Here is a 21761-nt window from a genome sequence, read left to right as displayed (position 1 = left end):
CGTCAGCGGATCGGGGCGAGGACGCCGGCCGGGTCGCCGTTCGCGCGCAGCAGCACCGGGCTCGGCCCGATCGGCAGCGCGCCGGTGCGGGCGGCCGGGTCGGCACCGACCGGGCCGCCGGTCACCCCGGCGGTGGCCGGCAGCGACACGGTGCCCCCGGTGGTCGACCAGACCACCAGGGTGCTCTCCGCACCCCGGCGGAACGCCACCCCGGTCAGCCCCTTGGCGTTCACGGGCTCGACGGTCGCGTCCCGGGCCGCCGCCGCCAGGGCGGCCAGCATCGCGCCGGCCTGCCGCTGGGTGCCGTCCGGGTCGAGCAGGCCGTAGCGGACCTCCGCGCCGGCCCGGTTGTCGGGGTTGTACGCCAGCGGCAGCCAGAGCACCTCGTGGATGCCCCCGGCGACCAGCAGACTGACCACCTTGACCATCTCGTCGCCCCGGGCCGCGGCGTCGTCCGCGCCGTCCTTCCAGAACTGGCCGACCTCCCACGCCTGCACCGGCACCCCGGCCGGGGTCTCCGCGCGCAGGTAGTCCAGCAGCGCCGGCACCCCGGAGAAGTGCTCGTAGAAGTGCAGTTGCCGGACGTCGACCACCCGGTCGTCGAGCAGCTTCTCGGTGACCGCCAGGTAGGCCAGGTTGCGGGAGTTCTGCGTGTTGTCCAGCGCTGCGCGCAACGCCGTCGGGTCGGCGACCGCCGGAATCAGCCGCCCCCGGGTGCCGACCCGCCGCTGGAAGTACGCCTGGTAGGCGGCAACGGCCTGGTCCGGCTGCCCGGCCCGCAGCAGCCGGTCGGCCACCCCCATTCCGTACGCCACGCTGCTCATGCCCGAGTCGACCACCGTGGCCTGCGGGTCGGCCGACCGGATCGCCTCGGCGGCGGCGGTGACCAGCCGGCGGTAGTCCTCGGGGCTGCCCGCCCAGTACTGCTGCGCGTTGACCTCGTTCTCGATGGCGTACTCGCGGACCCCGTACGGGGCGTACCGCTGCACCAGGGCGCGGACGAACGCCTGGTAGGCGGCGAGGTCCCGGGGTATCGCCGACTCGGTCTTGTTGGCCTGCCCCCGGGTGAACTTCGCCGTCCCGCCGGTGGCCCAGCAGACCCCGGTGCGGATCTTCAGGTGCAGGGTGATGCCGAGCTGCCGGCTGCGCTCGGCGATCCGGTCCACCGCCGAGAAGTCCGGGCTGCCCTGGGTCTTCTCGATGTCGCACCAGCTCAGCTCGTGGTAGGTCGCCGAGCCGGAGAGCTTCTCCAGGTAGGGCACGAACTGGTCGTAGCGGGACCAGTCCCAGTGCGCGCCGAACGGGTTGCGGGCCGTCGCGCCGGCCGGTGGCGCGCCGGTGGCACCGGCCGACGGGGTGGCCGCCGACGGGCCGGTCGCCGACGGGGCCGGGCGGGGGGCGGGCTCGTCCGAACAGGCCGCCCCGGCGACCAGGGCGGCCAGCAGCACCCCGGCGAGCAGCACCGGCCGCCCGGTCCGGCGGCTCACCGGTAGCCCAGTTCGCGCAGGGTGGCACCGGAGAAGATCCGGACCAGCACCCGCAGGAAGGGGTCCAGTTCCCGGCGGTAGGTGCCGACCCGGGAGCCGTAGATCGGGGCGTCGGTGCCGGCGGCGGCCCGCCGACGATCCGCCTCGGCGGTGTACTTGCCCGCCACGTCGTGCTGCTTGCCGTCGTAGTCGAGCACGCCCGCCTCCCAGGGTTCGCCGAGGAACTCGAACAGGCCCCGCATGGCCTTCTCCGGGTCGGTGACCGTCTCCTCGTAGCGCAGTTCGTGGTAGCGGTCGGCCGGCAGCCGGGCCCCGGAGGCGCGGGCGATGCGGATGTAGCGCGGCCACTTCACCACGCACTTCACCGCCGACCAGTAGCCGAACCGCTTGCGGTGCGACACCACCACGTCCCGGCCGTCCCGCACGACGTGCACGAACTGCGCGTCGGGGAAGACCTCGGCCAGGAAGTCGATGGACAGCGCGTAGAGCGGCGTCTTGTCGGCCCAGCGGGTCTTTCCCCGGGACCGGGCGTAGTCGGCCTGGATGCCGCCGAAGAAGTCGGCGATGCGGCCCAGCCAGTATTCCCGGGGGAACCCGAAGCGGGCCAGCCGCTCCCAGTCCCGCCCGACGATGCGTTGCATGTCGGCCAGGAACCGGGTCTCCGGGCCGCAGCTGACCCGGGAGTGCGAGTCGAGCACCAGCCGCAGCATCGTGGTGCCGGACCGCTGGCAGCCGACCAGGAAGATCGGCCCCCGGGCCGCCCCCGTCCGCGCCGCCGGGGTGTGCGGTTCAGCCATGGTCCACCGCCTCCTGCCGGCCGGCCGCCGCGTCCAGCCGCCCGGCCAGGGTGGTGCAGAGCGCCCGTACCCGGGCGTCGATCTCCAGCCGGGGCCGCGCCGGGGTGCGCGCGCCGACGTGCGCGTGCAGCACCGGGTCGTACGGCAGGTCGAGGAAGGCGCACAGCCGCCGGGTGGACCCCGCCGGGTCGGCGACCAGCAGGTCGTACGAGCAGAGCAGGGTGTCCGGGCGGTCGGCCAGCCCGAGGGAGAAGTACAACGAGTTGCGCACGTACCAGAACAGGGCGGCGGCGGTGTGCGGGGTCATCCGGTCGTAGTCGAAGCCGGCGACCAGGTCCCGCATCGGCGCGTCCAGGCGCTGCCCCTGCCAGCGGTCCCCGATCGTGCCGTCGGCGATCGCCCGCAGCGCCCGCAGGTTGGCGTCGCCGAACTTCGCCACCTCGGAGCGGGCCCGGTCGTCGACGTCCCGGTACGCCCACAGCGCCCGCCCCGGCGCGACCCCGGCCAGGCCGAGCAACTCGTCCACCCGGTGCGTGTCGCACAGCGGCTTGACCAGCACGTACCGGTGCCGGCTGCGGCGGATGACGGCGCCGAGCACCGGGTCGGGGCGCAACCGGAAGCGGTGGAACACGGCCCGGTCGTTCTCGTTGCGGACCTCCACCGACGGGTCGGCGTCCAGCCCCCGGGTCAGCATGTTGGTGCCGGAGCGTTGCAGGCCCACCAGGTAGACCGGGACGGCCCGGCCGGGCGGCCCGGGATGGGCCCGCCGCCAGCGCCACTTCGCCAGCGCGGTGCGGGCCCGGTCGACCGGGTCGAGCCGGTCCTCCTCGATCAGCCGCCGGACGCCCTCGGTGCGCGCCCAGCGCAGGTGCCGGCGGACCCGTCGGGCGGTGTACGCCAGCGCCGAGGGCTCGTCGGGGTGGGGCACCGGTCCTCCTCGGGCACGTCAGGCGGGGTGGGGCACACGGTACCGGCAGATCATCACGGGTGGCCACGTGGCCGTGTGGTCGACCGGCGATGGGCCGTGTGGTCAGCTTGGGGATCATGAGCTGGACTCACGACGTGGCTGGTGCATACGGTGGGGCCCCTGGTCACCGCTGCCGTCCGGGGCGACCACCCCACCCCTGGACCCCGACGAACCGCAGCAGCCACCCCCGGAGCGGGCCGATGCGTGTCCTCCATGTCAACAAGTTCCTCTACCGGCGCGGCGGCGCCGAGGGTTACCTGCTCGACGTCGCCGAGCTGCAACGGGGCGACGGCGACGAGGTGGCCTTCTTTGGCATGACCCACCCGGACAACGACGCCCCCACCCCGTACGCCCGGCACTTCCCGCCCCGGGTGGAGCTGGACCCGGCGCCGCGCGGCGCGGGCCCCCGGGCGGCGGTGGCGGCCCGGATGATCTGGTCGCCGGCCAGCCGGCGTGGCCTGGCCCGGGTGCTCGACGAGTTCCGACCCGACGTGGTCCACCTGCACAACATCTACCACCAGCTCTCCCCGTCGGTGCTGGCGGCGGTGCGGGCCGCCCGGGTGCCGGCGGTGATGACCCTGCACGACTACAAGCTGGCCTGCCCCAGCTACCAGATGCTCGACCGGGGGGCGGTCTGCGACGCCTGCGTGACCGGCGGTCCGCTGCGCGCGGCCCGTCGCCGCTGCAAGGACGGATCGTTCGGGGCCAGCTCGCTGCTGGCCGTCGAGTCCTGGCTGCACCGCACCACCCGGGCGTACGGGCCGGTGCAGGCGTTCGTCAGCCCCAGCCGGTTCCTGGCCGACGTGATGCGCCGGGCCGGTGTCTTCCCCGACCGGATGCACGTGGTGTCGCACTTCGTCGACGTCGCCGCGACGGCGGTGAAGGCGGCCCCCGGCGGGCCGGTGGTCTTCGCCGGCCGGCTGGCCCCGGAGAAGGGCGTCGACGTGCTCATCGAGGCGCTCACCCGACTGCCCGACGACGTCGTGCTGGAGGTGGCCGGGGACGGCCCGGCCCGCGACGGGCTGACCGAGCTGGCCCGGCGGCGGGCCCCCGGCCGGGTCCGGTTCCACGGCCGGCTGGACAAGGCCCGGCTGCACGAGCTGGTCCGCTCCGCCACGGTGGTGGCGGTGCCGTCCCGGTGGAACGAGAACCAGCCGATGGCGGTGCTGGAGGCGTACGGCTGCGGGGTGCCGGTGGTCGCCTCCGACCTGGGCGGGCTGCCCGAGCTGGTCACCGCCGGCGTGGACGGCGAGGTGGTGCCCGCCGACGATCCGGTCGCGCTGGCCGCCGGGCTGGCCCGGGTGCTCGCCGACCCGGCGCGGGCGTACCGGATGGGGCGGGCCGGCCGGGCGCGGGTGGAGCGGGACTTCTCCCCGCAGGCGCACCTGACCCGGTTGCGGGAGGTCTACGCGACCGCCGCGCGGACCGTGCGGGAGCCGGTGTGAACCCGCCGGTGCGGGTCCTCTACCTGGCCGGCAGCGGACGCAGCGGCAGCACCCTGGTCACCACCGTCCTCGGGCAGTACGACGGGGTCTTCGCCGCCGGGGAGCTGCGCTACCTGTGGCAGCGCGGCGAGGTGGAGAACCGGCCGTGCGGCTGCGGCCGGCCGCTGCGGGACTGCCCGCTGTGGCGCGCGGTGGCCCGGGAACTGCCGGTGGAGCGGGCCGCCACGATCGCCGCCGGACTGCGGGGCCGGCTGCGGATGCGCGGGCTGCCGGCGCTGCTGCGTCGCCACCGGCGGGGGGTCCGGCCGGTGCCCGCGCATCCCGACGACGCGGCGCTGGCCGACCTGTACGCGGCCGTGGCCCGGCACACCGGGGCCCGGGTGGTGGTCGACTCGTCGAAGCTGCCCCCGTACGGCGCGTTGGTCGGCGCGCTGCCCGGCATCGACCTGCGGGTGCTGCACCTGGTCCGCGACCCCCGGGCCACCGCCTTCTCCTGGCGTCGTCGCCGGGGGCTCGACGGCGACACCGATCCGGAGCTGATGAGCCGGCCGCCGGCATGGAAGGCGGCCCTGCTCTGGCTGGTGTGGAACACCGTGACCGTCCGGCTGTGGGGTGACAGTGCCCCGGGGGGCTACCTGCGGGTGCGCTACGAGGACCTGACCGCCGACCCGGAGCCGACGCTGCGCCGGATCGCCGACTTCGCCGGGGTCGACCCCGACGGGGGCCCGTTCACCGGCCCGGCGACGGTCCGGCTGACGCCGACGCACTCGGTGGCCGGCAACCCGTCCCGGCACCGGACCGGTCCGGTGCCGATCACCGCCGACGTGCAGTGGCGGCGTGACCTGTCCCGCTGGTCGTACGCGCTGGTCACCGTGCTGACCGCGGCGGGGCTGCGCCGGTTCGGCTACCCGTGGCGGCGGGGTGCCCCGGGCCCGGCGGGGGCCGACCGGTCGGCGGGCGACGGGCGGCCCGCGCAGGGTGGGCCGGCTGCGGCCGGTGGGCGGCCGGTGGGCGTCGGGCGGTCGGGGCCGGCCCGGCACGAGGAGGGCTGAGCGATGTTGGCGGTGGTGGTGGGCACCGGGCGGTGCGGGTCGACCCTGGTGCAGGAGCTGCTGTCCCGGCACCCCGGGGTCGGGTTCGTCTCCGGTGTCGACGACAAGCTGTCCCGGCTCAACCTGACCGGCCGGCTCAACGGCCCGCTGTACCGGCGCTCCGCGCCCCGCCCGGCGGGGATGACCTCGCTGCGGCACAGCCGCCGGTTGCTGGAGAAGGGCCGGCTGCGGGTCGCCCCGTCGGAGGCGTACCACCTGCTGGACCGGCACGTGCTTGCCGGGTTCTCCCGCCCGTGCCGGGACCTGACCGCCGAGGATCTCACCCCGTACCTGCGGCGGCGGCTGCGCGCCTTCTTCGACGCCCGGATCGCCCGGCAGGGCTGCCGGCTGCTGCTGCACCACGTGACCGGTTGGCCGAGGACCGGGTTCCTGCGGGCCGGCTACCCGGAGCTGCGGGTGGTCAACGTGGTCCGCGACGGCCGGGCGGTGACCAACTCCTGGCTCCAGATGGGCTGGTGGGACGGCTGGCGAGGGCCGGACAACTGGTTCCTCGGCCCACTGCCGACCGATCTGCGCCGGGAATGGGAGGAGTACGACAGGTCGTTCCCGGTGCTCGCCGCGCTGGGCTGGAAGATGCTGATGGACTCCTTCGCCGAGGCCCGCGCGGCGCACCCCGAGGCGCAGTGGCTCGACGTGCGCTACGAGGACCTGCTCGCCGACCCGCGCGGCGAGGTGGCCCGGATGCTCGACTTCCTCGACCTGGACTGGTCGCCGGCGTTCGAGAAGGGCTTCGGGCGGTACCGGTTCCACGCCGGTCGGCAGGCCGCCTACCACGAGGAGTTGGGCGACGCGCAGCTCGCCGCCGTGGAACGGGTGCTGGACAAGCCGCTGCGGCAGTGGGGCTACCGGGACTGACGGGCGCGGCACACCGCCGTCGGGCTCGTCGCGTCGGCGTCGTCGGAGCGGCGTGGGCAAAGTTCCTACAGGTGCAGGTGGTGGTGCCGGTCGGTCGGCCCATAGCGTGCGGTTCTCGGGACATTCAAGGAGACTGCATGGCTGCAACGGGAACACCCCTTCGCGCCGGGGCGGCCGTACTGGCCGCGGTGCTGCTCGCCGCCCTGGGCGCGGCGCCACGGGCGGTGGCGGCGTCGGACGCACCGGCGATCGTGGTCCAGGACGGGGTCACCCAGCCGGTGTTCGGCTACGCCGACGCCATCCGGGAACGCCTGTTCATCGACTCCACCTTCGACAGCGACAACGACGGTCTGCGCGACATCATCGCGTTCGACCTGATGCGACCGGCGGCCACCGCGAACGGGCTCAAGGTGCCGGTCATCATGGACGCCAGCCCCTACTACTCGACGGTCTGCCGGGGCAACGAGTCCGAGTGCAAGGCCGACCTGGACGGCGACGGCCTGCTCGACAGGTGGCCGCTGTTCTACGACAACTACTTCGTGCCGCGCGGCTACGCGGTGATCCTGCTGGACATGGTGGGCACCAACAACTCCACCGGCTGCCCCACCACCAACGCCAACCAGGACAATCTCAGCGCCAAGCAGGCGATCAACTGGCTCAACGGCCGGGCCACCGCGCGCAACGCGGCCGGCCAGGTGGTCACCGCCGACTGGCACAACGGCAAGTCGGGCATGATCGGCAAGTCGTACGACGGCTCGCTGGCCATGGCGACGGCGGTGACCGGCGTCAAGGGCCTGACCACGGTGGTGCCGATCAGCGGCCCCACCGAGTACTACGACTACGTGCGCAGCAACGGGGTGGTCACCCGGGGCAACAGCTACGTGGCGTCGCTGGCCAACACGGTCACCAACCCGGAGCGGCGGGACTACTGCAAGCCGGTGCGCGACGCGATGGCCGCCGCCGACGGCGACGAGCACGGCGACTACACCGCCTTCTGGAACGAGCGCAGCTACGTCAAGAAGGTCCCCAACATGACCGCCAGCGTGCTGCTCTACCACGGTCTCAACGACGACAACGTCCGCCCGGACCACTTCAGCAAGTTCTGGTATGCCCTGGCGGAGAACAACATCCCGCGCAAGCTGTGGCTCTCCCAGGAGGGGCACGTCGACCCGTTCGACTCGCGCCGCGCGGTCTGGGTGTCCACCCTGCACCGGTGGTTCGACTTCTGGCTGCACGGGGTGGCCAACGGGATCATGGACGAGCCCCGGGTCGACCTGGAGCGGGCCGCCGACGTGTGGGAGACCCATGCCGACTGGCCGATCCCCGGCAAGGCCGACACCGAGGTGTTCCTCCAGCCCGGCACCACCGGGGCCGGCGGCCTGAAGCTGGTGCCGACCGCCAAGCCGGCGACCGGCGCGTTCCAGGACAGCCGCACCCAGAGCCAGAACACGATGATCCTCAACCCGGACACGGTGCAGCCGAACCGGCTGGCGTTCCTGTCCGCGCCGCTGACCGCGCCCCTGCACATCTCGGGCACGCCGACGGTGCAGCTGCGGGCCTCGGCCGACCAGACCGACACCAACTTCGGGGCGATCCTGGTCGACTACGGCACCGACGAGCGGGTGGCGCACCGGGCCTCCGGCGAGGGCATCATCACCCTGGCCACCGAGGACTGCTGGGGGCTGAACAGCCCGACCGACGACGGCTGCTACAAGCAGACCGCCAAGCGGGTCGCCACGGCCGACTACGAGCTGGTCACCAAGGGCATCATGGACGCCCAGAACCGGCAGTCCATCCGCACCGCCGTGCCGCTGGTGGTGGGGGAGTCGTACAACTTCACCTTCCCGCTGCTGCCGGAGGACTACGTCTTCAAGCCGGGCCACCGGATCGGCGTGATCATCGTGGCCAGCTACCCGCAGTACTCCAGCCAGGCGGACACCACCGCCGCGAACATCAACGTCGCCCTGAAGAGCAGCAAGATCGTTCTTCCGGTGGTCGGCGGCACCACCGCCGCCCACGCGGCCGGTCTCTGACCGGTCCCCGGGTGGCCGCCGGCGCAGCACCGCTGCGCCGGTGGCCACCCGGCCAGGTCACCCGTGCGGGGGTCGCCGTCGCGCACGACGTCACCGTCGGCGGGGCGGGCTGGAGCAGGCACCTATTGACAAACATTGTTAACAGTCGGACCCTGCTGAGAGAGCGCTCTCCCGTCCCGTCTCCAGCGAGGTGTCGCCATGCGTCTCCGAAGAAAGCTGCTTGCCGCCGCGTCCGCACTGCTCGCCGGCCTCGCGGCCGCCGTCGTCGCCACGCCCGCCCACGCGGTCGGACCGGCGTTGCTGCCCGTCACCGTCACCAACACCACCGGCCGCGGCGACGCGGTCCACCTCTATGTCATCGGCGTCCAGCTGTCCACCGGCCGGCTCGGCTACGTCACCTCGGGCGGCGCCTTCGCGCCGTGGACCGGCGGGCAGATCCCGCCGTCGCCCGCGCCGGACGTCTCCATACCGGGCCCCGGCAACGGCGGCAGCACCACCCTCCAGTTCCCCCGTGGCTTCTCCGGCCGGGTCTACTTCGCCCTCGGGCAGAAGCTGAAGTTCTTCCTCACCCCGGACGGGCTGGTGCAGCCCGCGCCCTGGGCGGCCGGTGACGCGAACCGCGACATCCTCTTCGACTGGAGCGAGTTCACCTACAACGACTCCGGCCTGTGGCTCAACAGTTCTCAGGTCGACATGTTCGCGATCCCGCACGCGGTCACCGTGACCGGCGCCAACGGTGTCACCAGGCGCACCGGCGACGTGGCGGCCAACGGCCGCAACGCGGTCATCGACGGGATCCGGGCGCAGCCGGGCTGGGTCAACACCGTCCACACCCGCTCCGACGGGACCGTGCTGCGCGTCCTGGCTCCGGGCAAGGCGGCCGGGGTCGGCCTGCTGAGCACCACCTACCTGGACTCCTACGTCGCCTCCGCCTGGAACGCGTACACCACGAAGACCCTGACCGTGGCGCCCTTCGCCGACCAGCCGGCCACCAGGTACTACGGCCGCACGTCGGGCAACACCATGACCTTCACCAACGGCAGCGGCCAGGTGGTCGCCTCCTTCAACCGGCCCTCCTCGGCCAGCGTCTGGGGCTGCGACGGCGACCTACCTGCGCCGAACGACCAGGTGGTCGGCCCGATCTCGCGTACGCTCTGCGCCGCGCTCAACCGGGGCACGCTCGGCACCATCGACACCCAGCCCACCACCAACGCCGCCGACTTCTACCGCAACAGCCCCACCAACCAGTACGCCCGCCTGATCCACGCCAACATGACCGACGGTCGGGCGTACGCGTTCGCCTTCGACGACGTCGGCGGATTCGAGTCGCTGGTGCACGACGGCGACCCACGTTCGGCCGGACTGATCCTCAGCCCGTTCACCGGCGGTACCGGCGGCAACCCGACCACCGGAGTGCCCGTGGTCAGCACCTGGAACAACAAGTGCATCGACGTGCCGAGCTCCAACTTCGTCGACCGCGCGCCGTTGCAGATGTGGAACTGCAACAACACCAACGCGCAGAAGTGGCTCCTCAGCGGCACGGCCCTGAAGAGCCAGAACAACAAGTGCATGGACATCGACGCCGGGTCGACAGCGAACGGAGCGGTGGTGCAGCTCTACACCTGCAACGGCACCGGCGCCCAGCAGTTCACCCTGAACGCGGCCGGAGACCTGGTCAACCTTCAGGCCGACAAGTGCGTCGACATCAAGGACGCGAACGGCAACGACGGCGCGAGGCTCCAGCTCTGGGACTGCGCCGGAACGGCCAACCAGAAGTGGCGCACGGGCTGACCGGCCAACGCGACGGGGTGGGGGCGCGAGTCGTCCCCGCCCCCGGCAGGGTGCTTGACACGATCGAGTCCTGCTCGGCTGACCAGCACCTCCGTCACCACCAAGTTCCGGCTCAGGTGCGCAGCGGGGGCAGCAGTTGGTCGCCCTGACGTCCGACTTCGGGAAGGTGGGGCGTGTCGGAGAGCACGAAGTGGGTGCCGCCCAGCCGCTGGTGTTTGCGCAGCGGGTTCGCCACGTCCTCAGCCGAGCCGACCAGCGAGGTGGTGCCCGCTCCGCCGCCACCGAATGTGCCGGGGGTGGGGTGGAGGTTGCCGTCGAGGACCTCTCCGCGTGCGGCGCCCCCGCCCTTGGCCGTGTCGGCGACTTTGGCTTCGGCATCGGCCCAGGCATGTTCGGTGGTCTCTCGGGACTGACGACGCCGGCCTCGCGATCGACGCGCCAGTGGGGATCGTCAACCATCCAGGGAGCGCGGCTGGTCCTGCGGTCCGCGGGGGATGTCCCCGCGCAGGGTGATGCGATGCGTGACCCGCCGTTCGGATCCGTAGTCGCGGTGGGCGTAGAGCAGGTCCAGGATGGCCCGGCTCTCGACGTCGGAGACCTCGACGATGTGCGAGGTGAAGCCCGGGTTCACGAAGGTTCCCGGAGGTGAGGGTCGGGCCTGAGAGACAACCGGCCCCCTGGCTGCGGGATCGGGCGCAGGGTCCAGCTTGCTCGTGCCGGGAGGGCGGTCCGACGCCGCTTTGAAGTATCGAAGCACTTGAATCATGCCCGCCGAATGCCTACCGTGGGTGACAGTGACGTTGCCGAAGGTGCGGGGGCGGAATCGGTGCGACGAGAGTCAAGGCCGGTGAGACCATCACGATCCCGCTGCCGGCGGCCGACCGTGACCGGTTCTCGACCCTGGACGCCCTCGACGTCACCTCCTCCAGGGTCCGCACATCGCGTTCGATCACGGTCTGCACCAGTGCCGTGGCCGGCAAGTGGCGCGTCGGGAGACGAGCACGTACGGCGTGCACCGATCCGCCCGCCCATGATCGTTGAATCGAAGGAGACACGGTGCGTACCTCCGACATGTATCTCAACGGGCTCGGCGTGTTCCTGCCGCAGACGGTGACCGTCGAACAGGCCGTGCAACGGGGCCTGTACCCGCGGGCCGAGGTCCAGGCGCACGGTCTGGGCGGTGCTGCGGTCGCGGGCATGATCTCGGCACCGGAGATGGCGCTCGCCGCGGCCCAGGAGGCGTTCAAGCGCTGCGGCAGGCAGCCGGAGGAGACCGATCTCATCCTGTACGCGGACTCCTGGCACCAGGGCCCCGACGGCTGGCAGCCGCAGTTCTTCGTCCAGCGCAACCTCGGCTGCGACAGGGCGCTCGGGGTCGAGATCCGGCAGGGCTGCAACGGCATGTTCGGGGCGCTGGAGATGGCAGCCAGCTACCTGCGTGCCCTTCCCGAACGGCAGACGGCCCTGCTCGTCGCGTCCGACAACTTCGGCACCCCGCTGATCGACCGGTGGCGCACGGGTACGGGCTTCGTCCTCGGCGACGCCGCCTGCGCGGTGCTCCTCGGCAAGGAACCCGGTTTCGCCCAGCTGCTCTCGGTGTGCTCGACGACCGTCCCCGAGGCGGAGGAGGTGCACCGCAGCGGCGAAGCGCTGTTCCCGCCCGGTTGCCTCGTCGGCCGGGACCTCGACTTCGCCGCCCGTGGCGACTCCTTCAACGCGAAGGCCATGGCCGAGACGGGGAGCACCGCGGTGTGGGACCGGGTGTACCAGACGGTCCCCGACGTCGTCGGGCGCAACCTCGCCGAGGCGGGCATCACGACCGACGACGTCACCCGGATCGCCATCATGAACTTCTCCCGGGAGATCATCGAGAACCGCTACCTCGCGATGCTCGGGCTGCCCCTGTCCCGGTCGACGTGGGACTTCGGTCGTACCGTCGGGCATATCGGCGCCAGCGACCAGATCGTCTCCCTGGACCACCTGCTGACCGCGGGGGAACTCGACGCGGGGGACCACGTGCTGCTGTTCGGCCTCGGACCCGGGATGACCGCGTCCAGCGCCGTCATCAAGATCCTGCACCGCCCCGCCTGGCTCGGCTGAGCCGGTCCCGCCCCTGCTGGTCAGCTCGGCGCGCAGGGAACGATGCCCTGTCGTCAGAAGGTGAGGCACGCCAATGGTCGGTACGGAAGGCCCCGGACGATCCGCTCTGGCCGACACCGGTCCGGTGGCGGTGATCGGCGTCGGATGCCGGTTCGCCGGCGGCGCCACGAGCCCGGCGAGCTATTGGGAGCTGCTGCGCGCCGGACGGGACGGCATCGGCCTGCTGCCGGAGCGGCGGTGGCAGGTCTATGCCGACCTGGGGGGCGACTTCGCCGCCGCCCTGCGGCGGGCCACCCGCTGGGGCGGCTTTCTGCCGGACATCGAGGGCTTCGACGCCGAGTTCTTCGGGCTCAGCCCCCGCGAGGCCGAACTGATGGACCCCCAGCAGCGGCTCCTGCTCGAAGTCGCCTGGGAGGCGCTCGAGCACGCCGGGATCCCCCCGCAGTCCCTGGCGGCCAGCGACGCCGGCGTCTTCGTGGGCGTCGGCTCCGACGACTACGGGCGGCGCCTCCTGGAGCACCTGCCCACCATCGAGGCGTGGACCGGCATCGGCTCCGCCATGTGCGCGGTGGCCAACCGGATCTCGTACGCCCTGGACCTGCGGGGGCCGAGCCTGGCCGTCGACACGGCGTGCTCGGCGTCGCTGGTGGCCCTGCACCTGGCCTGTCAGAGCGTGCGGACGGGCGAGAGCCCGGTGGCGCTGGCCGCCGGCGTCAACCTCATCATCTCCCCGGGGCTCACCCTCACCCTGGACGCCGCAGGAGCCACCGCCCCGGACGGGCGGTGCAAGTCGTTCGACAGCACGGCGGACGGGTACGGGCGCGGCGAGGGCGCCGGCGTCCTGGTGCTCAAGCGCCTCGGCGACGCGTACCGGGACGGCGACCGGGTGCTGGCGACCATCCTGGGTAGCGCCGTCAACCAGGACGGGCGTACCAACGGCATCATGGCGCCCAACGCCGACGCGCAGCGGCACGTGCTGGCCCGCGCCTGCGCGCAGGCCGGGGTGGACCCGCGGTCCGTCGACTACGTCGAGGCCCACGGCACGGGCACCAGGCTCGGCGATCCGCTCGAAGCGTCCGCGCTGAGCGCCGTGTACGGCGCGGGCAGGGAACCCGGCCGGCCCTGCCTCATCGGCTCGGTCAAGTCCAACATCGGCCACCTCGAAGCCGGCGCCGGCGCGGCCGGGGTCATCAAGGCGGTGCTCGCGCTGGGCCACGGCGAGATACCGCCGACGCTGCACCACACCACCGGCAACCCCGCGATCGACTGGGACGACGCCGGTCTGCGCGTGGTCACCGAACCGACCGCCTGGCCCCGGACCGACCATCCGCGCCGGGCCGGCGTGTCCGCCTTCGGGTACGGCGGAACCGTCGCCCACCTCGTGCTGGAACAGGCCCCGCCGCCGGCGCGAAGGGAGCCCGCCGCGACCGCCGCAGGGCTGCTGTTCCCGCTGTCCGCGGCGTCGGAGGCCGCGCTGCGGCAGCAGGCGGGTGACCTGGCGGCGTGGCTGTCGGACCGCACCGCCGAGGCAACGCTCGCCGACGTGGGCCACACCCTGGCGCTGCGGCGGTCGCATCTGGGCCGCCGGGCGGCGGTGGTGGCGGCGGACCGGGACGAACTCGTCACGCGGCTGCGCCACGTCGCCGACGGCACGCCGGGGGAGGGCGCCGCCTCGGGCGCCGTGCCTCCCGGCCCGGGGAAGGGCGTGGTCTGGGTCTTCTCGGGGCACGGCTCCCAGTGGACCGGGATGGGCCGGGAACTGCTCGCCACCGAACCGGCGTTCGCCGCCGTCGTCGACACGCTGACCCCCGTCTTCCTGCGCGAGATCGGCTTCTCGCCGCGGTCGGTCCTCGCCGAGGGCGACCTCGTGGACGTCGACCGGATCCAGACGATGATCTTCGTGCTGCAGGTCGGCCTCGCGGCGGTCTGGAACTCCTACGGCGTCACGCCGGACGCCGTCATCGGACACTCCGTCGGCGAGATCGCCGCAGCGGTCGTCAGCGGCGCGCTGACCCTCGAGGAGGGCGGGGTGCTGATCTGCCGGCGGTCGCGGCTGCTGCGCCGGGTCGCCGGGCAGGGCGCCATGGCGATGGTCGGGCTGGGCTTCGACGAGGTGACCCGCCGGTTGTCCGGACGCGCCGACGTGGTGGCCGCCATCGCCTCCTCACCCGTGTCGACCGTGGTCGCCGGAGACCCCGCCGCGGTGGCGGAGGTCATGGGGCGGTGGGCCGCCGAGGACGTCGACGTCCGGCGCGTCGCCTCCGACGTCGCCTTCCACAGCCCGCACATGGAGCCGCTGCTCGCCGAGCTCGCCGAGGCGGCGTCGGGCCTGTCGCCCGCGTCGCCGCGGATCCCGATGTACAGCACCTCGATGCCGCAGCCGTGCACCACGCCGTTCGTGGACGGCGCCTACTGGGCCGCCAACCTGCGGAGCCCGGTCCGGCTCGCCGCGGCGGTCCTGGCGGCGGCCGAGGACGGCCACCACACGTTCGTGGAGATCTCCGGCCATCCGGTGGTGGCCCACTCGATCCGCGAGGCACTGGCGGACACGCACGCCGACGCCCTCGTCGGCACGTCGCTGCGGCGCAACCGGCCCGAACGGGCGACGCTGCTGGCCAACGCCGGAGCCCTGTACTGCCACGGCATCGCGCTCGACTGGGCGACGTTGCAGCCGGTGGGCGGGCTGGCCGCCCTGCCCACCGTCGCCTGGCAGCGCCGCCCGCTCTGGCGTGAATCCCGGCCCAGGGGCGCCGGGCTCGGGCTCTGCCACGACAGTGACTCGCACACCCTGCTCGGCACCGAGGTTCCCGTCGGTGGACACGGCATGCGGCTGTGGCGGACCCTGCTGGACGAGTCGTGCCGACCGTACCCGGGCAGTCACACGATCAACGGCGTCGAGATCGTCCCCGCCGCCATCCTGATCAACACGCTGCTGCGGGCCGCCGCGGACGGCGAGGGCAGACCCGTGCTCAGGGACGTCTCCCTCCGGGTGCCCCTCACCGACGAACACCGGGAGGTCCAGGTCAGCTACGCCGACGGCGTGCTGCGGCTGGCATCGCAGCGGCAGGCGCAGACGCAGGACCCCGGCACCGGACGACCCTGGCTCGTCCACACCAGCGCGCTCGTCCCGGCGCCGCAGGCCGCAGCGCCCCTGCCGCCGCCGATGCCGCCGCCGGAGGGCCTGGACACCACCGCCGAGGACCCGGCGATCGTCGCGCGGCAGCTCGCCTCGGTGGGCGTACCCACCATGGCGTTCGACTGGACCGTCGAGGAGCTGCGCCGCGGCGCCCGCGGGCTGCGCGCCCGGGTCCGTGCCGCGCGGCCCGACCACCCCATGGGGACGTGGGCGCCGATGCTCGACGCCGCCCTGTCCGTCGCTCCGGTGGCGGATCCGGTGCCCGCCCTGCGAATGGTCGCCGGGGTGCGGGAAGTCCGCATCGTCGGCGAGCCGCCGGAGACGGCCGTCATCGACGTCGTCGTGAGCGACGCCGGCCCGGACCTCGTGGACGTGTCGATCGGCGACGGGCACGGTGCCGTGCTGGCCACGCTGACCGGCCTGCGGTACGCGGGTATGCAGGACGTCCCGGCCGACTCCGTGGCGCCGCAGCACCTGGTCCACGAGACGGTCTGGCGGAGGCTGGAGCTTGCGGAGGCGGGCGGGCAACCGCATCGCCGCGAGGTGGTCCTGGTCGCCGCCGACGCGCGGGCGGCGGGCGACTGGCAGGAGCGCCTGTCGGCGGCCGGTGCGCCGGTACGCGTCGTGTCCGATCCCGCCGCACTCGACCGGCTGGTGCCGGCACCGGGTGCGTCGACGGACGTGCTGCTGCTGCCGTCGGTGTCCGGCGCCCCGGCCGAGGCGGCGACCCGAGCCACCTGGCTGCTGGCCTCGGCGGCACGGCACCTCGCCGGCGGTCCTCCGGCGCAGGCGCCGCGGCTGTGGTGCCTGACCACGGGCGTGCGGGACGGCCGCACCGAGCGCAGCCTCGCGTTGGCCCCGCTCTGGGGGCTGGGACGGGTGCTGCGCAACGAGCTTCCGCAGCTGTGGGGCGGCACCCTCGACGTGTCGTGCGCCGACGACGTGCCCGCCGACCTCGTGCTCCGCCTGTTCGGGGCAGACCCGGCCGAGGACGTGATCTCGTTGCGGGACGGTGCCCCCGAGGTCGCGAGGATCACCGCAGTGGACGGCGCGCCGACCCGTGCGCCGTTCACCTGCCAGGCGGACGGCACGTATCTGATCACCGGTGGACTGGGCGCGCTCGGGCTGGAGGTCGCTCAGTGGCTGGTCGAGCGTGGCGCCCGACGTCTGGTGCTGACCGGTCGCCGCGCGTTGCCGCCGCGGGCCACCTGGGACCACCCGGCCGACGACGGCCAACGTGCGAAGATCAAGGTGGTACGCGACCTGGAAGCGCTCGGCGTCACCGTCCGCTCGGTCGCCCTGGACATCGCGGACGCCGAGCGGGCCGCCGCGTTGCTCGACACCGACACGCTGGGGCTCCCACCGATCCGTGGCGTCGTCCATGCCGCCGGCGTGCTCGACAACCGGATGCTCGCCGACGTCGACGAGGAGTCGGTGCGCACGGTCCTGCGGCCGAAGGCCGCGGGCGCGTGGACGCTGCACGAGCTGTTCCCTCCGGGCACCCTCGACTTCCTGGTGTTCTTCTCGTCGTGCGGGCAGCTGCTCGGCCTGCCCGGCCAGAGCACCTACGGACCGGCCAACGTCTTCCTCGACGCGCTCGCGGCCCTCCGGCAGGCCACCGCCGGCGACGTCACCCTCAGCCTCGGCTGGACGTCGTGGCGGTCCAAGGGCATGTCGGTCAACGAGGTCGTCGATCTCGAACTGCGGGCCCGCGGGGTGGGCGCGATCTCCGTGCGGGAGGCGTTCGACGCGTGGGACTGGGCGCATCGGCATGGCGCGGGGCAGTTCACCGTGCTGCGTGTCCTTCCCGGGGAACCCGGCATGGAGCGGCCCGCCGTGCTGACCGAGACGGTGGCCGGCGTCGGCGCGGACGACGCGGCGCAGGTCGGATCAGGCCAGGTCGCCGACCTCAGTGGCCTGGCCCCCGAGGCGCTGCGCAGCCGCCTCCTGGCGGAGGTCACCGAACGGATCGTCGCCGAGATGGGAAGGTCCGGCGAGGATCTGGATCCCCGCCGCTCCCTGTCCGAGCAGGGCTTGGATTCGGTGATGACCATCGTCGTACGGCGGAGCCTGGAAAGCCGGTTCGGCAGGGTGCTCCCGGCGGCGCTGCTGTGGCACCAACCGACCGTCACCGCCATCGCCGACCACCTGACCGCGCTGTTGATCTCCGAAGACGAGGAACGGAGCGTCGCGCCGGCCGCCCTCTGAAAGCAGGCGCCGGCAGCGGCGCCCGGCGTGGAACGCCTGCAGGAACTGCTGGCCGGGCTGCGCGCCATGGGATTCGCCGTACGGCACCGACAGCGCGGCGCGCCCCGGCGGCTGCCGGCCCGGCTTCGGCTTCGGTCTGCTCGGCATGCAGGAGCGGGCCGCGGCTGCACACGGCACGATCGTCGCCGGCCCGGTCGACGGCGGCCTGTTCCGCGTCCATGCCGAGTTGCCCACCGATGAACGGGCGGTCAACCGCCTCAACCCCCACGCCGCGCCGCCGCCCGTGGCCCTGCGGGGGATGTGACGTGAGCATCCGCGTTCTGCTGGCCGACGACCAGGCGCTCATCCGCGCAGGCTTCAGAATGATCATCGAGGCGGAGGTGGGGCCGGAGGTCGTCGGCGAGGCCGCCGACGGCCGTGCTGCCGCCGACCGGTGCCACCGGGGCCAGGTAGACGTCGTTCTGATGGACATCCGCATGCCGATCCTGGACGGCATCGAGGCGACCCGTCGCACCGGCGCCGTCGAGCGCCTCGCCGGCGTGCGGGTGCTGGTTCTCACCACGTTCGACAACGACGACAACGTGATCTACGCCCTCCAGGCCGGGGCGAGCGGCTTCCTGGGCAAGAACGTGGCGCCCAGCGACCTGGTCAACGCCATCCGGGTGGTCGCCGGCGGAGAGGCGCTGCTGTCGCCGCGGGCCACCAGCGGGTTGATCAGCCGGCTGGTCCATCACCTCCAGCCGCCGACGAGGAGGCTCCCGGAGCTCGAGCTGGTCACCGGTCGGGAAAAGGAGATCCTGCTCCTGGTCGCGCACGGGCTGTCCAACGACGCCATCGCCCGACGGCTCCACCTGTCTCCGCTGACGGTCAAGACGCACATCAACCGCACGATGAGCAAGTTGCGCGCGCGTGACCGGGCCCAACTGGTGGTCTTCGCCTACCGGCACCACATGGTCAGGCCCGGCGACACCCTGCCCGACAACTGAGGGCACGGACGCGGCGGCTCAGCCCGGACTCCGGACGTGTCGGGTCCGGTCCCCGGTCCAGGCCGCTTCGAGGATCGCGGTCAGGCTGGCGGTGTCGGTCGGGCCCGGATGGTTCTGGATCAGGCGGGTGACGCCACCGGCCATCTCGGCGAAGCGCGGGAGGTCGGCGCGGGCCACGCCGATGTCCGCCAGGGTGGCAGGGATGCCGATGTCGGCGAGGAGCCCGTCGAGCCAGGTGAGGAACGCGTCCGCGGCCTCGGCGTCCGAGGCGTCGGCCACGTCGAGCCCGCACGCCCCGGCGAGGACGGCCAGCCGGTCGACGACGGCATCCCTGGCCGCGTCCAGCGCGTACGGCAGCAGCAGCCCGACGCCCAGGCCGTGCGGCGTGTGGGTGGCCGCGCCGATGGGGTACTGGAGAGCGTGCGGGGCCGCGTTGCCCGCGTGGGAGAAGGCGAGCCCGGCGAGCATGGACCCGTAGGACATGTCCGCGCGCGCGTCCGTGTCGCCGCCGTCCCGGACGGCACGACGCAGGCTGCGGGCGATCCGCTCGGCGGCCCGGAGCGCGTAGTGGTCGGTGACCGGGTTGCGGCCGAGGAACACCTGCTCCACCGGGTCGCGTGGTGCGTGGGCCCGGGGCCGCGCGGTGTAGCTCTCCACCGCGTGGCAGAAGGCGTCGATGCCGGAGTGGGCGGTGACGGTCGCGGGGCAGGTGTAGGTGAGTTCGGGGTCGACGATGGCGAAGTCGGGCACGATGTGGACGCTGGAGACCCCCACCTTCAGCGCGCGGTCCGGGTCGGTCAACACCGAGACGGGGGTGAGCTCGGAGCCGGTGCCGGACGTCGTCGGGACCGCGACGAGAGGGAACGTCGGCCCCGGCACCTTCGACTCGCCGTAGAAGTCGCGTGGCGTCCCACCGTGGCGCCGGATGACGCCGACGATCTTGGCGAGGTCGATCACCGTGCCGCCGCCGATGGCGAGGATGACGTCGGCGTCCACCTCGGCGGCGGCCGAGACGGCCAGGTCGACATCGGTGAGTGGCACGTCCGGGGTCGCGTCGGAGAACACCGCGACGGCCTCGACCTTCTCCCGCACGGCGGCCACGATCCCGGCCACGCCCGGCTGCCCGAGGAGAATCCGGTCGGTCACGATCAGGACCCGCGAGCCGCTCTCGGCCACCACTCGTGGGATGTTCTGCGCGACCCCTTCGCCCACGATCAGCTGGCGTGGTCCGCGGACGGTCTCAAGCATGTCGGTGCCTCTCCGGAACGTCGGCGGCGATGTGCTGGGCGGGCGTCCGGGTCACCTGCGGGACCGGGACGGCGTCGGCGAGGTCGGGTCGTCCGGGTGGCCCAGGCGCCCCCGGGTGGAGGCCGGTCACGGCAGGTCGATCGCCGCGTAGGTGAGGTCGAGGTATTCGAGGATGCCCTCGTGCGACCCCTCCTTGCCGATCCCGGACTGCTTCACGCCCCCGAACGGGGCCGACGGGTCCGAGATCAGGCCACGGTTGATGCCGATCATCCCCGTGTCCAGCCCCTCGGCGAACCGGAGCGCCCGCGCAAGGTCACGGGTGAAGACGTAGCCGACGAGGCCGTGCTCGGTGTCGTTGGCCTTCGCCAGCACCTCGTCGTCGGACGTGAACGGGATGATCGGCGCCACCGGGCCGAAGATCTCCTCCCTCAGCATCCGCGCGTCCTCGGGCACGTCGACGAGGACCGTGGGCGGGTAGAAGTGGCCCGGCCCGTCCGGGCGCGCGCCGCCCACCAGGACCCGGGCGCCGCGCTCGACCGCGTCGGCGACGAGCTCGTCGATCCTGGTGACCGAGGCGTCGTCGATCAACGCACCGACGTGCACGCCGTCGTCGAGACCGTGGCCCACCGAGAGCGCGCTCATCCGCTCGGCGAAGCGCGCCGTGAACTCCTCGCGCACCGGCTCCTCGACGTAGATCCGGTTGGCCGCGATGCAGGACTCCCCGATGTTGCGCATCTTGGCGACCATGGCACCGTCGAGCGCGACGTCCAGGTCGGCGTCCGCACACACGATCAGGGCCGCGTTGCCGCCCAGCTCCATGGAGGTACGCAGCACGTTGTCCGCAGCCTGCCGGAGCAGCACGCGCCCGACCTCGGTCGACCCGGTGAAGGAGAGCTTGCGGGTCCGACCGTCGGCCAGCAGCGCGGAGACCACCTCGCCGGAGCGCTTGGTGGTCACCACGTTGACGACGCCCGGGGGAACGCCGACCTCCTCCATGATGCGGGCCAGCAACAGCATGGTGAGCGGCGTCTGGGCTGCCGGCTTGGTGATCGTCGTGCAACCGGCGGCCAGCGCGGGGGCGATCTTGCGGGCGCCCATGGCCAGCGGGAAGTTCCAGGGCGTCACGAAGACGCACGGTCCGACCGGCTTCGGCACGGTGAGGATGCGGTAGCCACCCGCGGGCGCGGTGCTGTAGCGCCCCTCGACGCGCACCGCCTCCTCGGCGAACCAACGGAAGAACTCGGCGCCGTAGGCCACCTCTGCCCGAGCCTCGGCGAGCGGCTTGCCCATCTCGAGCGTGATCAGCCGGGCGACCTCCTCGGATCGCCCGGTCAGCGCCCGGTGCGTCGCGGTCAACAGCTCCGACCGCTTCCGCGGCGGGGTCGCCGCCCACCGCGCCATCGCCGTGCTCGCCGCGTCCAGCGCGGCGAGCACGTCGGCGACACCGGCGTCCGCCACCTCGGCGATGGTCTGGCCGGTGGCCGGGTCCTCGACGGCGAAGGTGGCTCCGCTTGCGGCGTCGCGCCAGGTGTCGCCGATCCGCAGCCGCCGGTGCTCGGGGGCCAGGACGTTCGTCGGGTCACTCACTGCGTCGCC

Annotated in this window: 16 protein-coding genes; 9 read left to right on the top strand and 7 right to left on the bottom strand. The window is 73.2% G+C overall.

What is annotated here, in order from left to right; translation table 11 throughout:
- Positions 1-2: 2 nt before the first annotated feature.
- From GA0070558_RS26985 to GA0070558_RS26975, 3 genes are read right to left on the bottom strand one after another with little or no spacing between them, the layout of a single operon-like run.
- Complete coding sequence (locus GA0070558_RS26985; RefSeq protein WP_091284738.1) at positions 3-1487, bottom strand: hypothetical protein; 1485 nt, start codon at positions 1485-1487, stop codon at positions 3-5.
- Positions 1484-2284 carry a sulfotransferase family protein gene (locus tag GA0070558_RS26980; RefSeq protein WP_091284736.1) on the bottom strand — a complete coding sequence of 267 codons (801 nt, stop codon included), beginning with the start codon at positions 2282-2284 and terminating at the stop codon, positions 1484-1486. Before GA0070558_RS26980 ends, GA0070558_RS26985 begins: the two co-directional genes overlap by 4 nt.
- On the bottom strand, positions 2277-3212 hold the full coding sequence (locus GA0070558_RS26975; protein WP_091284735.1) for a sulfotransferase family protein: 936 nt from the start codon (positions 3210-3212) through the stop codon (positions 2277-2279). Before GA0070558_RS26975 ends, GA0070558_RS26980 begins: the two co-directional genes overlap by 8 nt.
- 239 nt (positions 3213-3451) lie before the next feature.
- On the opposite strand from GA0070558_RS26975, the gene GA0070558_RS26970 reads away from it, so the two are divergent.
- The 5 genes from GA0070558_RS26970 (at position 3452) to GA0070558_RS26950 (ending at position 10487) form a co-directional block, all read left to right on the top strand.
- Positions 3452-4696, top strand: a complete 1245-nt coding sequence (locus GA0070558_RS26970; protein ID WP_176734393.1) for a glycosyltransferase — start codon at positions 3452-3454, stop codon at positions 4694-4696.
- The gene (locus GA0070558_RS26965; protein WP_091284730.1) at positions 4693-5748 is read left to right on the top strand and encodes a sulfotransferase family protein; all 1056 of its coding nucleotides are present in this window, start codon (positions 4693-4695) and stop codon (positions 5746-5748) included. Before GA0070558_RS26970 ends, GA0070558_RS26965 begins: the two co-directional genes overlap by 4 nt.
- Positions 5749-5751: 3 nt before the next feature.
- Positions 5752-6663: a sulfotransferase family protein gene (locus tag GA0070558_RS26960; protein WP_043967787.1), complete on the top strand. Its 912-nt coding sequence runs from the start codon at positions 5752-5754 to the stop codon at positions 6661-6663.
- A gap of 137 nt (positions 6664-6800) precedes the next feature.
- Complete coding sequence (locus GA0070558_RS26955) at positions 6801-8696, top strand: CocE/NonD family hydrolase (RefSeq protein ID WP_091284728.1); 1896 nt, start codon at positions 6801-6803, stop codon at positions 8694-8696.
- Positions 8697-8894: 198 nt separating this feature from the next.
- Positions 8895-10487 (top strand): beta-1,3-glucanase family protein, encoded by a 1593-nt coding sequence (locus tag GA0070558_RS26950; protein ID WP_091284726.1) that lies wholly within the window; start codon positions 8895-8897, stop codon positions 10485-10487.
- A 112-nt stretch (positions 10488-10599) separates the two neighbouring features.
- Here the strand turns inward: GA0070558_RS26950 and GA0070558_RS34635 are convergent, their stop codons facing one another.
- Complete coding sequence (locus tag GA0070558_RS34635; RefSeq protein WP_256092147.1) at positions 10600-10722, bottom strand: hypothetical protein; 123 nt, start codon at positions 10720-10722, stop codon at positions 10600-10602.
- Between the two features lie 216 nt (positions 10723-10938).
- A complete protein-coding gene (locus GA0070558_RS26940; RefSeq protein WP_256092146.1) occupies positions 10939-11118 on the bottom strand; it encodes a hypothetical protein in 180 nt (59 codons plus the stop codon).
- Positions 11119-11543: 425 nt separating this feature from the next.
- On the opposite strand from GA0070558_RS26940, the gene GA0070558_RS26935 reads away from it, so the two are divergent.
- The 4 genes from GA0070558_RS26935 to GA0070558_RS26925 all read left to right on the top strand — a co-directional run bounded on the left by GA0070558_RS26935 (position 11544) and on the right by GA0070558_RS26925 (position 18917).
- Entirely contained in the window at positions 11544-12587 is a 1044-nt protein-coding gene (locus GA0070558_RS26935) for a ketoacyl-ACP synthase III family protein (protein ID WP_091284724.1), read from the top strand.
- A 73-nt stretch (positions 12588-12660) separates the two neighbouring features.
- Positions 12661-17931, top strand: coding sequence for a type I polyketide synthase (locus tag GA0070558_RS26930; protein ID WP_091284722.1), 5271 nt, complete (start codon positions 12661-12663; stop codon positions 17929-17931).
- Positions 17932-18076: 145 nt separating this feature from the next.
- The gene (locus GA0070558_RS33590; RefSeq protein ID WP_176734392.1) at positions 18077-18235 is read left to right on the top strand and encodes an ATP-binding protein; all 159 of its coding nucleotides are present in this window, start codon (positions 18077-18079) and stop codon (positions 18233-18235) included.
- A 1-nt stretch (position 18236) separates the two neighbouring features.
- On the top strand, positions 18237-18917 hold the full coding sequence (locus GA0070558_RS26925; protein ID WP_091284721.1) for a response regulator: 681 nt from the start codon (positions 18237-18239) through the stop codon (positions 18915-18917).
- Positions 18918-18935: 18 nt separating this feature from the next.
- Here the strand turns inward: GA0070558_RS26925 and GA0070558_RS26920 are convergent, their stop codons facing one another.
- Together GA0070558_RS26920 and GA0070558_RS26915 are read right to left on the bottom strand one after the other, a co-directional pair.
- A complete protein-coding gene (locus GA0070558_RS26920; RefSeq protein ID WP_091284719.1) occupies positions 18936-20165 on the bottom strand; it encodes an iron-containing alcohol dehydrogenase in 1230 nt (409 codons plus the stop codon).
- A 126-nt stretch (positions 20166-20291) separates the two neighbouring features.
- Positions 20292-21752, bottom strand: coding sequence for an NAD-dependent succinate-semialdehyde dehydrogenase (locus GA0070558_RS26915; RefSeq protein WP_091284717.1), 1461 nt, complete (start codon positions 21750-21752; stop codon positions 20292-20294).
- Positions 21753-21761 lie beyond the last annotated feature (9 nt).

The organism is Micromonospora haikouensis, assembly GCF_900091595.1.
GTDB lineage: Bacteria > Actinomycetota > Actinomycetes > Mycobacteriales > Micromonosporaceae > Micromonospora > Micromonospora haikouensis.
The sequence above is the reverse complement of the archived record's forward strand: the minus strand, read 5'-3'. Positions and strand labels throughout refer to the sequence as shown.